Origin of the sequence: Achromobacter seleniivolatilans, assembly GCF_030864005.1 — a bacterium.
Lineage (GTDB): Bacteria > Pseudomonadota > Gammaproteobacteria > Burkholderiales > Burkholderiaceae_B > Achromobacter > Achromobacter seleniivolatilans.
This window is the reverse complement of the sequence record NZ_CP132976.1, coordinates 925,015-943,616: the sequence shown is the minus strand read 5'-3', so window position 1 is coordinate 943,616 and position 18,602 is coordinate 925,015. Positions and strand designations below refer to the sequence as shown.

1 protein-coding gene (running past one end of the window) is annotated in these 18,602 nt (G+C 63.4%); it reads right to left on the bottom strand.

Annotation, left to right across the window (positions count from 1 at the left end; all coding sequences use genetic code 11):
- On the bottom strand, positions 1-18,602 hold the 5' portion of the coding sequence (locus RAS12_RS04220; RefSeq protein ID WP_306945438.1) for a DUF4347 domain-containing protein. The gene continues 12,949 nt to the left of window position 1, outside the view; 18,602 of the gene's 31,551 nt are visible here — the first part of the coding sequence; it begins with the start codon at positions 18,600-18,602; its stop codon lies beyond the left edge, outside the window.

Here is an 18,602-nt window from a genome sequence, read left to right as displayed (position 1 = left end):
AGATCGACCGGCGCGTTTTTCAGCATGCCGGCCACATCGGCATCCAGCGCGCCGCCGAACGGGTCATTCGCCCAGGTATTCTTGATCTGGCTGATGCTGACTTCGGCCAGATCGGAGCCAGACGCACCCTTGACGGACACGTCGTTGATGTACAGGTGACCCGTCTTGAAGACTTTCAGCTGCCCATCCGACCCCGGCCGGATGATGGTGCCGTCCATGACGACCGCGTCGTTCACGTTCATCAGCATCGGCGAATCATTGACGATGTTGATCTGCGTGTTGGCCCGCGCATCAATGCCTGCCGCCCGCACGCCGCTGGTGTCCGTGGCGCTGACATACACCGAGCCGCCAGAGGCGTACATATCGGGAATATCGACGTAGAACGTGCTGAACGAATCCAGATAGCGGATCTGGCCATTCACGACGGTGGTCATCTGAATGCTTTGCAACTGCTGTTGCAATGCGGCGATGTTGGCCTTATAGCGCGCTACCGCCTGTGCGTCGGATGCGTGCTGGGCCTGCATCAAGGTCAGCGTGCGAATCTGCTCGCTGATGATGTTTTGCTGGCTGGCATAGCGCAGCGTGGGCTGCGCGATGTCGGCCGTTTTCAGCACGAAGTACAGACTGCCGACCTTGTTGGCCGCAAAGGTCCCGAAATCCGAACCCAGGGCGTCGGCTTTCTGGTCGGCGGTCAAGAAGGACGGATTGCGCAACCAATACCCGTTGCCATAGTTCTCGGTGGCCAGATTCAGGTCGCGGCTGTCCGGGCTGTTGTAGTAGTAATAGTCGTTGCCGTTCTTCACGACCATGCCGGCCGTGACGTTGACCTTGATGTCTTCGGCCCGGAAGGCCGTCAGTTCATAGCGCACGTCGATATTGACGGTGCCTGCGGCGCCGGTAGTGCTGGTCTTGCCTGCGCCCAGCAGCTTTTCAAGAATGGCGCGAACAATTGGCGAATTGGGGTCAAACGACACCGTCGGATTGCCTTGCGTGGGCAAGGTCAAACCGGCCAGTCCCAATTGCGCCAGCAATTCGGCTGGAATGATGAACAGGTTTGCCGCGTTGTTGACGCCCGCGATGATTTGCGTGGCCGCGCCAGTCGCAACCTTGCTGGACGTGGTATCCACGACCCCATCCGCCAGATTGGCGGTCGGGTTCAAGTTCAGGCCAATCACCTGCACCGACCCGTTTACATGCGCCTGATCCAGCTTGGACGGGTTGGTTTCCAGGCGCACGTTACGCTGCGCCTTCAACAGCGAACCGTTGGAGGCCACGCCGTCGATCAACACCGTGTTGATCTGGCGCGCCTTGGCGCCGCTATTCACGTCCGGAATCTGGGCAATGCCCACCAGGGTGAACGACACATTGTCGTTGGCCAGCAGATAGCCGGTCGACAAGGGATCAGACGCCTTGCCGCTGCCCGCCAGCGCCAGAATGCTGTCGGCCTCGATCGAGGAATTGTCGATCTCGATGGCGTTACGCACCGTCAGATTGTTATTGCTGTCTGACTTGCTGAAGCTGGATACCGCCACGACCAGCAGGTCGCTGATGGTCGTCGTCACGCCGCGCGTGTTGGCGGCCATGACCACGTCGCCAAATGCGTTGCGCAGGAAGGCGCCGTTGATCTTGACCTTGGCCAGCGTGCCGTCCGTGCTGAGTTTGTTGGTCGACAGGGTCACCGACACGCCCGACACGCCTGTGATCTTATTGCGTTGGGTGTAAATAATGTCGTTGGTGGCAACCAGATCCAGCATGCCCGGCGTTTGGTAATTGCCGCGCGCCTGCACTACGGTCATCCCGGCCGAGTCTATCGTGCTGCCCGCCTGACGCGCACCGGTAACGGTAATGGTGGATTCCGGTTTGATCGTGACCGTATGCTTGCTGATGTCCGCCCCGGCCACTTTGACCGAGTAGCCGCTTAGCGTGGACGTGCCGCGCACGGTGTTATTGCTGCGTATGTCCAGCTTGTTGCCGATCACTTGCGCGCCGCCGCTGATGTCGATGGCAGACTTGCCGCCCACCGTCACATCAACCTTGCCCTGCCGGCCCGCCACCAGGGCGATCGTGCCCGCGTCCATTTTGACGTCCACGGACTGCACCTGGCTTGCCGTGATACTCAGCAGCGTGCCGTCCACCCGGGCCTTGTTGCCAATCTGTATGCCTGCGTCCAGGTTGGTCGTGAGCGTCGCCGTGTCGACCGACACCGTTACCCCGCCCACTTCCAGCGAACGGGCTTCGGCCAGCAGTCCAGCCTGTCCATCACGTTCCGTCGTTGCGCTCACCGTCACGCCGATGATCTCGGCCTGCACCGTGGCATTGTCCAGGGACGCCTTCAGCGAACCGCCGAGACGCGTCTCGGCGCTCATGACGCCCACGCCGATCACGCCACCGGTGATTGCCTTGGAATAGGCCCGGCCGTAGTACGTGCCCTGTGCGTTGATGTTGACCATGCCCGGGGTCACGCCCAGGCCCGGGGTCGTCGTCGAGACACCCTGCAACACGGCGCCGTTGCTGGCTTGCGCCAGCGTTGTCGTGCCGATATCCACCAGCGCCTTGTTGACGTTTACCGCCAAGCCGGTAGTGGCTGCAACACCGGCCGTCTGTGTCTGGCTGAAGTCCACGCGAACCAGCGCGTTCATGTTCACCACGGGCGCCGTTACCGTAGCGCCCTCTACCGATGCCGTGGTGGTGTCCCGCGCGATGTTCTCGGCGATACCCACCCCGACGGCCACGCCTACCATGCCCACCGCCACGCTGACCTGAGTCAGATCGATTTCGGCCGTCACCTGCGTGTCGGCCTTGATCTCGACCTTGCCTACAGACCCTACCTTGCCAGTGCCCAGAATCTTGGCGCTGACATTGTTGCGCGTCGTGTTCGTCACCCGCACCCCAGCGCCCGAGGCGGCGATACCGCCACCTACCGCCACCGACGCGGTTACGGCATCCAAACCCTTGAAGTTGGTCTTTTCCAGCGCCAGCACGGAGACGGCGTCATACGCCCCGACATCTTTGCCGCTGACCGTATTGATGTATGCGCTGACCGTGTTCTCGGCCACGCTGTCCACCAGCGTCACGGCCAAGGCCAGATTCAAACCGAAATTCCCCGGCACCGGCAGCGACGCCGCCACGGCCACGCCGTAGGCGCCGGACTTGAGGATGGTGCTGGTATCTTGCGCGCGCACCGTGATGGCCCCCGCGCTGCCCGTCATACCCGCCATCACGCCCGAGCCGTCGATATAGGCCTTGGTCTGCGTGGCAAAACGGTTGCTCACTTGAACGCCCGACCCAGCGGCCGATCCGCCCGTACCAGCGACGGCCACACTGCCTGCGAAATTGACGCTGGTCAGCGTTTCCGTGGACGTCGCCAACACATCCACATTGCCCTTTGCGACCGTGATCGCGCTGTTGCTGATAAAGGCCTGTGCGCCATTCGCCCGGTTCACACCGTCGCCCGTATAGGCGCCAAAGGTGTTATTGGCGATCGACACGCCGATGCTGGCGGCCACGCCCGCACCCGTTGCGCTGACCGACACCGCGCCCGTCACTGCGCTGATAGTCGACGTATTGTCGGCCTTGACCGACACGCCTGTGCCTGCCGTAACGGTGGAACCGCTGATGCTGCCCGACACATCGTTGGCAACAATATGCGTGCCTTCCGCGCCCGATCCAGACACGGAAACACCGGAAAAGCCCGCCGCGACCGAGGCCGCGACCGACACGCCGTCCAGCGTGGCGGTTTCCGTCGCCGACACAACCACGTTGTCCGACACACTCAGCGTCGATGCCGACACCGAAGACCGCACGCTCATCGCTGATACGTTGCGAGCCACAGATGCCCCTACCGCCAGCGAGCCGCCTTGCATGGCAAATGCCAGCGACGCGCCTATGGCCTTGGCCGTGAGCGTAGTCTTATCTTGCGCCGTCACTTCCACTCGCGTCATCTGCGCGTTTGCGCCAGACTTCAAGATGGCGTTGGACACGGCAGCTTCTACGGCGCCCAGGGCTTTGTTGCTGGCCAGGGCCACGCCTACCGACAATGCAAGCCCTTGGCTGGTGCCCGACAAGCTGGCGCCAACCGCCGTGGCCGTGAGCGTAGACGTATTGGACGCTTTGACGCTCAGGCTGTCAGCGGCCCGCACGTTAGCGTCAATCTGCGTCAAGCCATCCACTTCCGCCCGCGTCACCGCACGCGAGGTATTGAATGCCGACGATCCCGCCGCGGCCAGCGCCACGCCGTTGTAAGCAATCCCCACCGCGCCCGCCACCACGACAGATTCCAGGGTCTGGACCGTATCGGCAGTCACGCTGATGGCGCCCAGATTGGAAACCTGTGTGTTGGTCAGACCGGCGCGCGCGCCAGCCGTGCTGGTGATGTCGTTTTCGGCCAGCGATGCGCCGATGGCCAGCGATCCGCCCGCCGCCGTGAACGCCACGCTGGCGACCACCACGGTGGCTTTGATCGTTCCGCTCATGTCGGCATCGATGATCAGCGCATTGGAGCCGTTGCCACTGATACGCGAACCGTTCATCAGCGCCACGGCCGACGAACTGATCACATTGCGCGCATCGGCGCCGCCGCCTGCCAGCGATATACCGCCCAGGCTCACGCCCACGGCGATCGACGCCGCAACCGACACCGTATGAATGCTCGCCTGGCTGTCCGCCTTGATGGTGATGGCCGGGGCATTGACGAAGCTCACGCCGTCCACGTTGGCCAGCGTGGCGTTGCCCACGTCGTTCTGCGCCAATGATGCCGCGACCGACAGCGAGGCCGTGGCGCCCAATGACACGGCGACCGAAATAGCAATCGCAGCAATGGTGCTATCGATGCGAGACCGGTCCGTTGCCGTCACGGACACGCTCGTGGCGTTCCATGCGTGCGCCTGGTTCTGATCGGTAATGCGGGCCGTGATGCCCGTCTTGATCTTGTTGACGGCTCGCGCGCCTGCACCGGCGCCCGACACCGCCAAGCTGGCGCCATCCACGATGGGCGGCGCATACGCCACCGACACCGCCACTGCGCCCGCCACGACCACAGCGTCGATGCTTTGCTGCTGATCGATGCTGCCGTCGGCCTTGAAACTGACGTTGCGTGCATCAACCGTGACCACGCCCGCCGTGACCGTGCTGCCATCTATCGACGCCACGATTTCGTTGACCGGCTTGCCCGAGCCCAGCGCCACCACCTGGCCTGCGCTGTTGACGTCGTAGCCAATGACGTTTTCCGCCATGGCCACGCCAATGGACGCCGAGGCTGCCGCATAGTGGCTGACCGACACGGACGCCGACATCCCAAGGACAACCGCGTTGATTTGCGACAAGCCCAACGCCAGCACATTCACTGTGCCCAAGACGCTGCCCGCGCCCGCCGTATTGATCACCGCGCCGGAAATGCCCGCCTGCACGCTGGCCGAAATCACGTTGCGCGCCAGCGCGCCGCCGCCGCCAATGGCCGCATTGGCGCTATCGCCCACCGACACGGCGACCGACGCGCCCAGCACCACAGACATGATGTCTGCCTGCTGCGTGGCGCTGACCAACAGGTTGGCGCCGCCCGTTGCGATGGTGCCGCCCGAAATCGTGGCGTGCACGGTGTTGAACACCTTGTTCACCGCCACGCTCGTGCCAACCGCGATGGCCACGCCTGCGCTACCCGCCTGCACGCTGACGGCGCCGCCAATGGCAATCGCGGTAATGTCTGACCGGTCCGAGGCCGACACGGACACGCCATTGCTACCGGCGCGCGTGCGGATGACGGAGTTTTCCACCAGGGCCTTGACGACCGTGGTGATGTTGCTGATCGCAACCGACACGCCGACCGATGCGCCTGCTCCCATGCCGCCAGCGGAAACCGCTACGGCCAGGGCGCCTGCCACGGTCACAATGCTGCCGGTATTCTCGGCATTGACGCTAACCGCGCCGCCGTTGAGCGTGTCGCTGGGCGTGTCCACATTTTTCAACCACGCCTGCACCGATCCATCTATCGTGTTGCCGCTGCCCGCCCCGGCGCCTGCACCGGCAAACCCCTGCCCGACGGCCACGGCGGCTGCCACGCCTATCGAGGTCGAGACGATGCGCGACGCATTGACGGCGTCCACGGCAATGCCGTTGGCGCTGCGGATCATGCTGCGCAGTGAGCTATCCGTCAGACTGGTGCCGTCGATATAGGCCAACGTGTTGTTGCGCACGTCGTTATCGGTGGCCGACACACCCGCCGCGATACCCGCGCCGCTGCCCGGCGACACCGCCACACCCAGCCCGCCCGCCACGGCCATCACATAACCGTCGTCGCGCGCCTGTACCGCCACGCCAGGCGTGCCGCCGGCCGCCAAGGCTTCCACCAGCCGCGCATTGCGGATACCGGCTTGATTGTTGCTGGTGACCCGGTTGACCGACACCGCGCCGCCGACCGACACCGCCGCCGTGCCCACGGCAACCGTACCTGCCAAGGTGATGTTGTGAATCTGGCCTTTGAACAAAGACGCCACTTGCACATGCGCGCCACGCACATCGCCCTGCGTATCGTGGATCAACGCAGAAATGGAATGCGTGCGCGAGATACCCAGCGGCGCGCCGCCCAGGTAGTTGTACGACAGGCTGGCGCCCACCGCCACGCCAGCGCCTTGCGACCCCAGCCCCAGCGCGATCGCGCCAGCTAATCCGTTGATCGTCGATTCATCGCTGGCCTGCACGACAATGTCGCCGCCGGCCACCACATTCTGGCCCGTAGCCGTATCGCCGATTTCGGCCGTAATGGTATTGGCAATCCAGTTCAGGATGGCCGACCCGCCAAACCCCACATTGGCGTCGGCGCTGCCTGCCGCCACCGCGCCGCTCACGGCCATGGCGGAAATCTGCGCATTCAGGCCCGGAGACAAATCATCGGGCTTGGCGAACTTGGCCATCACCACGATATCGCCCGCAGCCGACAAGGCGGAGCGCACCGCGCCCGTATACACCGTGTCGAAGATGCGGTTGACGGCAAATGCCATGCCCGCTGCCACGCGCCCGCCCACTGACACCGAAACGTTGCCCGCCAATGCCGCAATGCTTGCGGTATCCAATGCCACGATACGAATGTCGCCCGACGTAGCCGTTACCGACGCGTCACGGATCTGCGCATGCACCGTGTTCTGAATGGTATTGACGGCAATGGAACCACTGACCGCCACGCCTGCACCACCCGCCAAGCCTACGGAGACGTTATAGATGCTTGCCCGTTCTTCGGCGCGTACTTGCACCGATTGCGCGCTGATGTTGGCGGAAGCAATCGCTGCCCGCACATCGTTGCGCATATCCGCCACGCCCACCGACGCGCCAATCGCCACTGAACCGCCTTGGGTCAGCGAAATGCCAAGCGCGCCCGTTGCCGTCACGATACGGCTGGCGTCTTGCGCCGATACCGACACGGCGCCAGCGTTTGCTCGCACCTGCGTGCCGGCTGCTGCGCCCGCATTGTCGATGGACGCATTGACGTCCGCTCTCGAGATATTGACGCCAATCGCGCCCGCGCCACCCAGCGACTTGCCGCCAGCGCCAGCCACCGTGATGCTCAACATGCTGTTGGTCAGCGCATGCCCCTGCGTCAGCGAGCCGATGTCCAGCGTGATCAGGCCACCGCCGGAATCCACCCGGTTCACCGCCTTTTGCAGCGTAATGCCGCCCGTGCCGGTAGCGGCGCCCAACTGAATCGCGATGCCGTCCCGCGCGTTGTCCAGCGAACTGGCCAATTGATAACGGGTGATTCCGCCTTGCGACGCATCGATCACGTAATAGCGCTGGCCGTCCACCAAGCCGCCGATGGCCGTACCCTGGCTGCGGTAGATCACCACGTCGCCCGTCGTCAGACCGGTATTGGCGGCAAACTGGAAGCTGTTCTCGCCCGCGACCTGCGTCGCAGCCGAACTCGCCTTCACGGTTGCGTCGGTTGGCGTGCCTTGGGTAACGGAGGTGTTCTGCGTGCCGTCGCTGCCAGTGCTGGACGACGTCTGCGATGTCTGACGTTGCAACTCCACCTGCGTGAACGCGATCATTGCGTCCGGGTTTACAGAGATAGGCTTGCCCTGCGGGTCCAGCGTCTTGCTGCCACCCGCATCCGCCAGGAAATACTCATAACGCTTGGTGCCGGTATTGAACTCGGCCACATAACCCAGCGCGGCCAACGTAACTGCCGCCCCGCCCACCTGCTTGAAACGCAGCGTGGTGCTGTTGATGACCTCGACTTCGTAGACATGGTCATGGTCCAGCCCGGTCAGCACGCCATTGGCCGCCAGATTCACCACCACCTTATCGCCCGTGGCCAAACCGTGAGCCTTGGGCAGTGTCAGACTGCCATCAGCATTCAATACCGCGCCGGCAGGATTATTAACACTGAAACGCTGCAACGATGCGCCCACCGACGCGCCGCTCAGATCCATCAGGTTGCCCTGGCCGTCGCGCAGCTGGAAGGACGTCTGGTCCGCGCTCAGGTTGACCACGTAATAGGTCACCCCAACCTTCAACACATCCTTGCCCTGGGCCAGAATGCGGTTGAGCAGCACATTTTCAATCTGGCCGTTGGCTACCGAACCGCTGTACACAATGGCTGAACCTTCCTGCACACCAGGGAACGGCGTGGTCAAGACCAGCGTATTGGCAGGACCATTGATCGTCACGCCAGCGTCTACGCTGTGGAACGGTTGCAAATTGACGCTGGTGGCCGATTGCATGCGCACATGCGCAAAGCCGATGGCCGACAGGTTGGTCACACTGCTGAATTGCAAGGCTTTGCCGCGCAACGCATCTGCCTGCGTATCCGCCAGCTGAATGATCGCCTGGCCGTCCGGCGCCTCGCGCCGGATCACGTAGTACACGCGGTCGTTGCGCAGGCTGGAACCGTCGGCCAGCTTGATGTTGGCCGCGCCCGCGCTCAAGTAGATGCCGTCGCCCGTCTGCCAGCCCGCAAACTCGCTGCCAGAGCTGCCCGTTTGACCCGGCATGCCCGCGTTGCCGCTGTTGTCCTGGGTGCCGTTGATGACGGCGGCCGCGCCGCCCGTGAAGGTCAGCGTGCTGCCGCCCTGGTCCACCCGGATATCGTTGCCGCCTACCGACAACTGGTCACCGCCGCTCAGTTGGGAATTGCCGCCCGCGGCCATGGGGTCGACCAGCCCGGCAAACACGTTCACATTGCCCCGGGTCGCGTTCACATCGCTACGCTGAATGACCGCCGTGACCTTGGGATTCGCCGTGGCGCCGCCATTGTTTGCCACATCCACCGTGGGCACCGCCGCGCCGGAATCCGCCAGCGACGCGTTATTGAAAGTCAGCAGATTGCGGTCAAAGGCGGTGTTGCCGCCCATGATGTTGACCGCCACCGCCAAGCCTACCGCCGCGCCCTGCGTTGCGATGGAGCCCGCGACCGTGATGGCATACAGCGCCGATGCGTCTGACGCGTTGACGCGCACCGCGTCCCCTGCGAACCCCGTCGACTGGCCCGCTTTGATGGTGCTGTCGCTGATGCGGGCCTCGGTGGCCCCGCGCATCATATTGACGTTGACGGCGCCAGCCAACGCAAACTTCTTGGCCAGGGCGCCCGCCGCGCCCACCGACACCAGCAAGGGCGACGAATGCGCCGACACATCCACCTTGCCATCCACATCGATGTCGGCGTATTGGATCAGCGCACTGGTGCGCGAGCTGAATTCATTGACACTGACCGATGCGCCCACCGCGAACGAGCCACCGGTCGTGACCGCCACGCCGCCAGTCACCGCGACCAGTGTGTTGTTCTCGGTCGCTTTGACCGTCAAGGCTGTCGCATCGATGTTGCTGCGTACCGCCACCGCGCCATTGCTGGCGTAGCTGGGCAGCACATAGGCCGCCACCGCTGAACTCACCCGGTTGACCTGGATGGACCCAGCGCCCGCGAACTTCGCCTCTCCCATGCCCACGCCGACACCGACCGCGCCGCCACCCAGGGAAGACGTGTCTTCGGCCGTGATGTTGACTGCGCCGCGCCCATTGGTGTTTACGGTCGAGCCTTGAATGCCCGCCATGACCGCATTGCCGATCTCGTTGTAGCTGATGGCAATGCCCACGCCTGCCTTCTTGCCCGCGCCGGCTGCGCCGGTAATCGCGACCAAGGTGGTCTTGTCCTGTGCCGACAGAGTGACATCGTGATTGCCGCTCAGGCTGCCCTGATGCGTAACCTTGCTATTCAACAAATAGCTTTCGATGCGATTCGCCACCACGTTGACGGTGATCGAGCCGCCCACCCCTGCCCCATCGCGCGCCATGCCAAAGGCGCCTGCAAAGCCGATGACAACCTGAGTCGAATCGGCCGTCACGTTGACGTTGCCGGTGTACAGCAATTCGGTCACCTGGCGGATGCCCGCCTCGACATTGCTGGAGCTCAGGTTGACAGCCACGGCCGCGCCCACGCCAGCCTTGCCGTCCGTGGTCGCGGCAGCGCCGCCCACGGTCACCAGCACGCTCAGGTCGCGCGCCTGCACGCTGACATTGCGTGCGGATATCTTCGTCGCGTTGCCCAGCACGGCCACATTGCCATAATCGGCCACCGTCACCGCAACCGACCCCGCCACCGCCACGCCCTTCTGACCCTTGGCGCCCGCCATGCCCGCCGCAATGCTGACCGCAACACCCGTGCGGCGCGCGGACAGCGCCAAATCGGCGCCGACCAGCAGTTCACCCACCGCAAGCACCGTTGCGCGCGCCTCACCGCCCAGCATGTTCATGCTGTAGGCGCCGGCAATACCGATATTGGTCTTGGCCGTGTCCGATTGCGCCATCGCCGCCGAACCCGCCAAGGCCAGCGCGTGCGTGCTATTGACTGCGGTGATCGTGGCATCGCCGCCGATCTCGATCTTCATGCCAGCCGCATTGATATACGACTGGGCATAGTCGTTGACCATATTGACGGCCACCGACCCGGAAATGGCCACCCCGGTCTTGGCCGGCTGCTTGTTCGCGCCCGCAGCGGCGCCCGATGCCCCGCCAGTGGCCGCGCCGCTATCCTGCGTCAGCGTCGAGGTGGATTCGCTCAATTCTTTCAGCATGTCGGACAGCGACAGCAACTCGTCGGGGTCCTTTACCGGATTGGCCGTGCCCGGAACCGAGCCGCCCTGGCTGGCCGGCGCCTTGCCGCCCAGCGCGTCGGTGCCCGTTGCTCCAGCACCGCCTGCTCCGCCCGCCCCTGCGCCCGTGCCGTCGCCCGCGCCCGCCGCCGGGCTGGACACGCGCGATCCGGCAACCGCCAGATTGCCGACAAAACCCTTGTTCTCGCTGTAGATCGACAGCGACGCAGCCTTGAACGCACCCGTTGCGGCCGCGCTCGCCGCGCCATCCGACGCATCCCGGAAGTCGCCAATCAACGCCTGCGTCGAGCGATTGACATCATTGATGGCCACGCTCATGCCCACGCCTACGGCCTGCGACCCCGCAGCCGCGCCAGCCACGGTGCCTACCCAGGTGGCATCCGTAGCTTGAATAACCGCCGCACCGGCCGCGGTAACGTTCGCGCCGCGCCCCACCTGAGCCACCGTTGTCGCGCTGGTCACATTGACCAGCACCACGCCGTTCAAGGCCAGCGTCTTGGCCTGCCCGCCCGATGCGCCCAGCGTTACCGACACCAGCTCATTGTTCGCATCAACAGTCAGATTGCCCGACTTGATCACTGCGGTGTCACTGACCACCGCACGCGTGTCGTGAGTAGCGGCATTGACGTAGACCGATACGCCAATCGCCGACCCTTCCTTGGAACTGCTGCCGTATTCAAAACCTTCGTATTTGGGCGTCAGGAAACCCTTGGCTTGATCCTTGCCGTAGCTCATACGGCTTTGCGACTGCGGCCGCGCCGCCGACGTCTGCAACGATTTTGCGCCGCCAATCGAAATGGCCGGCAGGATGATGTTCCCGACCAGATTCATGCGCTGCGAGGAATTTTCGGCCTCGATGCGCACCGCGCCAGCCGAACCCGCTACACGCGTCGTATCGATCGAACCCGACACCGTGGCGCGTGTCTGCGTGTCTTGCACCAGCACCGTGAATGCGCCAGACAGCGCCAGCTTCTTGCTCTTCGCGGTGGCGCTTGCCCACGTGCTGAAGCTGGACGAGATGCCGCCCGTGCTGGTCAGCGTGGCTTGCAGATTGTTCAGGAATTCCTTGCCAGCGGTAGTGGCCACGCCCATCTTGGCGGACGTGCCATCAGCCAGCTTCCACTTGGCCTCAATGCCGTCAAACGGCGCGTACAGATTCACCAGCCAGAGCTTGTTGGGATCGATCTGATTCAGGGTGCTGGCCGTTGCCGTTGCGTCGCCGCCTTGCGTATTGATGGCCGCCTTGGCGTTTACCGTTGCGGACGTCTTGACGTTATCGATGCCGATCACAATAGCCGCGGCAGCGCCGAAATCCGATCCATCGGGACCGGTCGCGCGCTTGACCTGATCCGTCGTGACGTTGTTCTTCTTTTCCAGGAACTTTTGCTTGTCGGCGATGACCTGGTCATCCACCCCGCTCATCACCGTGATCTTGGTGTTGTATTGGGTCAGTGCATTGACCGTTACCGCGCCGCCAGCCGTGTTTACCGTTGCCACATTCACGCCATTGCCAATCCGGGCCGTCGTCGTGATGTTGCTCATCGACATGCCCAGCGCCGCGCCCACCTGGAACTCGGTCGACGGGTTGTCGATTTCCTTCTGAATGTCTTTGTCGTAGTCCGACCGGTCCTTGGCGTCTTTTTCCTTCTTGATATCCGAAACCTTCTTGCCGAAACCTCCTTCCTTGCTGTCAGACACCAGCGCACTGAAGAAAGACTTGGTGTATTGCGACCCGGTGCCCAGGCCGCTCATGACGCCGCCCACGATGGGTTTGGTCGCCTTGGCGATGGCCGCGCTCTTGGCTTCGGTTTGTGCGCTGGTCAGGTAGTCGCTGCCTGTGGCCGCGCGGCCGCCCAGAATGGTCTTGACCGCGACGGCGCTCCCAGTGTCCAGCGCCTTGGCTTCAACCAGCACTTTGCCCGCGTTGCGCGTGGTCACCGTGCCGTCCATATAGGCTTCGGTGGTGAGCTGGTTGTACGCAAAACCCACGCCCACGCCAACCTTGGCGTAACCCGCTTTGTACTTGCCCGTTTCTTGGGCTGGTCCAGTCGTCGCCGCGCCTGCCGCAGGCGTAACTGCCTTGGTGTCGTCGCTTTCAGCCATCTTGCCAGCGACCGAAATGCTGATGACGCTCTTGTGGTTCGTGATGGCCTGCACCGTCACGTCACCGCCAACATTGCTGACCGATGACGTGACCAGGTCATTGACGTAACTCAAGCCCGTATCCAGCGTTGCCGTCGTGCCGATGTGTACCGTGGACTCACTGAGCACCACCGCGACCCCAACGCCGATCACCGCAGGCACCGCACTCAACTGACCCGGGATCAGCTTGATGCTCATCTCGTTGGTCACTTCGGACTTGATGGTGATCGCTTTGGCGGCGCTGATCTTGCCGTTGATTTCGATGTGCGCGTAGTTCTGCAATACGCCCACGGCAATGCCCGCGACTTTGGTCACCAGCGGATTCAGCTCCACCTTCGCGGTAGAACTGGCCGTGATCGTCACGTCGCTGTTGGACACCAGCTTTGCGGTGGTGCCGACATTGATGGACGACTTGTAGGTAATACCCGCCCAGGACGCCAGGGCGCTGGCCCCGTCCAGGAAGTTCATCAACGCGTTGAAAGCGGAGTTCACGCCGCCTGCCAGCGTGCCCAGAATGCCCTTTTGGTCCGCGCCGTTCTTGATCAGCGGGTCACGGCCATAGTCGTCGCTGCTGATCTTGGTGGTCAGCGTTACGCCCGAGCCTGCCGCGTCCTTGGCCCACAGCGTGGCATTGCGAACGTTGATTTCCGTGTCCAGCGTATAGATCTGGGCAAAGCCGCTGCGCCACGGGCGATAGTGCTGCGCCGCCAACTGGATGGCGCCCGCCGCCAGCACGATATGGGCGGCGGCATCGTCGCCCACGGTGATCTTCTCGCCTTCCAGACGCAGAGTGCGGTCGGCGCTCAACGTAATGGCTTTAGATACCGTGTAGTCTTGCCCGCGTATCGTGACATTGCGGCCAGACACGGTCAGCGCCTGATCCAACGTGCCATTGCCGATGTCCAGCACATAGTCCAGGCTGGCCGTGTTGGCCCCGAACGTCACGCCCGTGATCACACCCGCGCTGGAAATCAGGCTGGACAAGGCCGCGCCTGCGCCCTGCATCGACACCTGCAGGCTGTTGCCCGTGCCGCCCGTCGCGGCGAGCGACATGGTCACAGTGCCGCCCGCCGTATTGGTGGGCTGCATCACCACGAAAGTCACGTTGCTCTTGTTGCCCTTGAGCGTGTCGTAACCGCCGCTGGTGACCAACGCCACCGTCTTGTCCCACGCGCTCGCGTCCAATGTGGTCGCGCCAGCGGTATTGGTAGCCGTGACCGTGGCGTCTGCAAAGGCGCCTGCCGTGAACGTCACCGTGCTGGTATTCACGCCGCCTGACACGTAATAAACGGAACCGGTCGCGAGCACCGCGCCCAGGCTGGTGTTGACGACCAGGCTGTTCTGCGCGCCGGTCTGCGCGATGATGTTGTTACCCGTGCCGGTGTTGGACGAAGCCTGGCCGTAATTGACCACGAACGTATTGTCGCCACCGCCCGAACGGATCACGGCATTGGAGCCCGCCAGCACAAATTGCGTCTGGTGGGCGATACCCAGCGCCACCCCCGTCAGCACGCCTGCGCCGGTAGACGTGTTCTGCGTCTGCCCCGCAGCGATCAGCCCCAACGTATACGCGGCGTCAGACACGCTGACCGTAGACGTCGACACCGTGCCATCGGCATTCAATTTGGCTTGCATGCCGGGGGTCAGCGTGAACGCGCCGGACAAGCCTGCCGTGATCGCATCCTGGCTGTAGCTCACCTGCAAACGGCCCTGGCCATCCAGGCTGGCCGTCAGGGCGTACAAATAATCCCACGCCGACGTCGTGTCAGTTTCCGCCAGCAATTGGCCCGCATTGGGGCCGCCCACCGCAATACGCAACGGCACGCCAGCCGCATTGACCATGACGCCGCCTGCAATGGCGTCCAACAGGTCCTGTATGGTTCGGACCCCTTCCAGACCCACATCCACCCGCGCATTCGCACGGTTGGGAAACAGAAACGCCAGCGCCGGGCCGTCTTCCGCCGTGTACCCCGAATTCAGGTTGGACAGATACGTCTGGGTCGTCACGCCAGTAAACGCTGTGGTGTTCACGGTGTTTGCGGCGCTGCCCTGCACCACAAAGCGGAAATCGTTCACATTGGTGAACGCGCTGTCGAATTGCGTGCCGCCCGAGCCGATCTGGACTCGGGTGTTGTCCACCGTCACATTCTTGCCGCCGGTGGACAGTTCAATCGTATTGGTGCCCGCCGAGCCGATGACCTGCGTGGCATAGGCGTTGCTGATGATGAAGTAGTTGGACAAGCCTGCCGACCCATCCAGGACCGCGCGGCCCTCGAAACGCGAGGTGTCGATCCAATTGCCATACTCACCGCTGATCACGCGCGCGCTGGTGATGTTGGTGTAGGTTGAGCTGCCAGCCAACACGCCTGCCGCGTCACGCTTGATCCAGGTCGCGCCCGAACCATCTTTCTCGAACGACACATACCCCACGCCACCGCCCGCAGCCATTTGCGCCGCGTATTCCGCGCCGGTCAGCCCGGTGTAGCCGTCGGCTGCCACCACCAATTCCGTCGTTGACCCTGCGCCCGTGCCGCCGCTGATGGCGTACTTTCCGCCCAGCAACAGGATCTGATGCGTGCGCCCCGCACCGTTACCAGCCTTGATCACGCCATTGGCCATCAAGCCGCTGACCAGCATCGTGTTGCCACTGAAGGCCGACGCATCAATCAGCGTCGAACCCAGGCCGCCATTCAAGCGCGCGTCGGTAAACACGCCATGCAAGATGTTGGCCAACGTAGGCGTCGGCGCGCCAGCCGCCAACGCCGTACCGTCTGACGCGTATGTGCCCGTCAACGCGGTGTTGGTCAGCGTGAAATTCCACTCTCCGTTTTCATTGAGCGTGTTGCTTGCCGCCCCCGCCTGCGCCCACAGGTCATTGGCGCCCTGGTAGCCGGTAAACGTGTTGTTGCCCAGACCGCCCTTCAAGACGTTGGCGCCCGCGCTGCCGATCAAGGTCAGGTCGCCCGTGTAGTTCGTGCCATCCAGCGTGACGCTGGTGCCCGCGTGGTAGGTCGTGCCTGCCGCCGCGCCTGCGTTAATCGTGCGGTAGTCCTGCAAGGTCACTGCGCTGACGCCGCGCAAGGTCACCGTCGATGCGGTGCTTGCGCCAGGAGGCGTGTTCACAATCGTGGCCGAGGTCTTGCCGCCGCTGAGCGTGGCATTGCTTTCCACGCCCGCGATATATTCCGTTGCGCCGCCGACGGCCAGGTTGCCGATCACCAGATCGTTGCCGCCGCCGCCGCTGATGCGATTCTGCCCGCGGCTGTTGGCCACGGTAATGATGTTGTCGCCCAGGCTGCCGACGATGTCGTTGCCATAAGTGCCACCCGCGCCAATGACGTTGCTGATGTTCAGCACGCCCGCCAGGCCGCTGGCGTCATAGAGGGCCGTCGCTTCGTCCTGATAGTTCAGGTTGACCGTGACGTTGTCCTCGTAGGCCGAATAGTCCAGCGTGGTCTTGCCCGCCGCGCCGACAAAAATCTGGATATCCAGATTGCTGACCAGCGCCGTCGCACCCGACAGGTTACGAATGCTGCCGTCCGCCGCCACGCCCGCGCCCAGGTAGACGCTCAGGCCGCCCTGGGTTTGCACGCGGGCGGTCACGTCAGCGCCAAATTGGGAGAGGTCCAGAGTGTTGCCGCTTTGGCCAGCCTGCTGGGTCAGGGTGAATCCGATGGCGCCGCCTGCGACGATATAGGTATTGCCGCCGCCGCTGCCTTTGACAATGTCTTGCGCGTTGTTGATAGTGACTGTGGTGTCACCGACCACCGTAATCCGGTTACCGCCTTGCGTAGATCCCTTCACACCGCTCACTGCGCGCACATAGCCGAATCCGGTCGGCGGCGGCGGCGGCACTTCTTCGCCATTGGAGTCCGCCGTGGGGCCAGACAGATCGACCGTCACGCCCGTGGCGTACCCGCTGTAATCCAGTATGGTCTTGCCGTCCAGCGCGGTACCGATCAGGTTGAACGTCTTGTCGCCGATCTTCAGGCTTTGCGTGCCATCGGCCGACTTGAACACCACGTTGACGGTGCGCTCGGTCCAGTTGTTGGCAGCGTCTACCGTCGAATACTTGATCTGGTAGGAGTCGTTGTTGCTGATGATGGCCGTGACGTTGCCCTTGATGCCCGAGAAGTCCAGCGTGTTGTTGCTGTTGTCGTCGTCCTCGTTGCGCACCCAGACGCCGTTCTCTTGCTTCATCCCCTGGCGCAATTCGATTGTGGTGACTGCCGCCGTGGAATTGTTGTCGAACACAAACGTGTTGTCGCTGCCGTAGCCGATCAACCGGTCATTGACCGCCACGCCTTGCAAGGTCGAGCCGCCGTTTTGGACGCCTGTGGCATTGGCCATCACGCCATTCCAGCTGGCCACGGTAATTGTGTTGGCGTCGATGACGCCCTTGCGGTAATCCAGCACCCAGTCACCGCCCAGCGCGGCGCTGCCCACGGTGTGGGTGGCTGCGGCCACATCGGCGCGAGTGATCGCGGACAGGCTGTCTACAAAAGCCACGCCAGCCCGGCCAGATGCCACATTGCAGCCATACAGCAGAATGTCGCCGTCATCGGACATGGCGTCGCCCCAGGCGCGCAATTGGTCCTTGTACGTATCCAACTGCCCTGCGCCCAGCGTTGCCGTGCCCAGCGACAGCGCGCCCGCGCTCCCGTGGCTCATGATCTGCACCGCAGCCAGATCCTTGTGCTGACCCAGAATCTGCGTAATCTGGTCCACGCCGTCGTAACGGCCATCCAGCACGATGATCTCGGTATCGTGGCTGCGCAGCACCTGCACTTGCGGGCCATCGCCCGTGGGTTTGGCAAGGCCGCCCCAACCTTCAGTCTTGCCGCTGATCAGGCCATACAGGCCCTGCACGATTTGATCGGCATTGTCGACCGCCGGGTCCACAAAAATGATCTGGCGAACCGGTGTCTGTTCGGATTGCGTGGTGTAACCCGGAATTTTTCCGGTCAATACGGCCGCCTTGATTTGGCCGCCCTCTTGGCCGCCCTCTTGCCCCGGCAGCCAGGCTTTCGCGTCGCCCTGGCGCGTTGCATTGGCCTTGGCGTACTGGTCCAAGGTCATCATCTCGCTGTGTTGGGTGGCCGCCTTGTACGCGGCGCGCTCAACCAGATACGGATGCGAACCCGGCGCGCTGGGCTTTTTGCCTTGCGCACCAGCTGCCGGATCTGCGGACGCCACGATAGGCGCTTGATCGCTTGTGGGCGGCGGCGGCGGAACCAGCAGATCGGCCGACATGAGATAACGGCGTTCCAGCGCCTCGAAGAGGGGCCGTCTGCGGAACAAGGACTGCTGCACCTCGCGAGAGGATCGGCCGGTCCACAGTTTGCGCGCCAGTTTCTTCATGCTCAT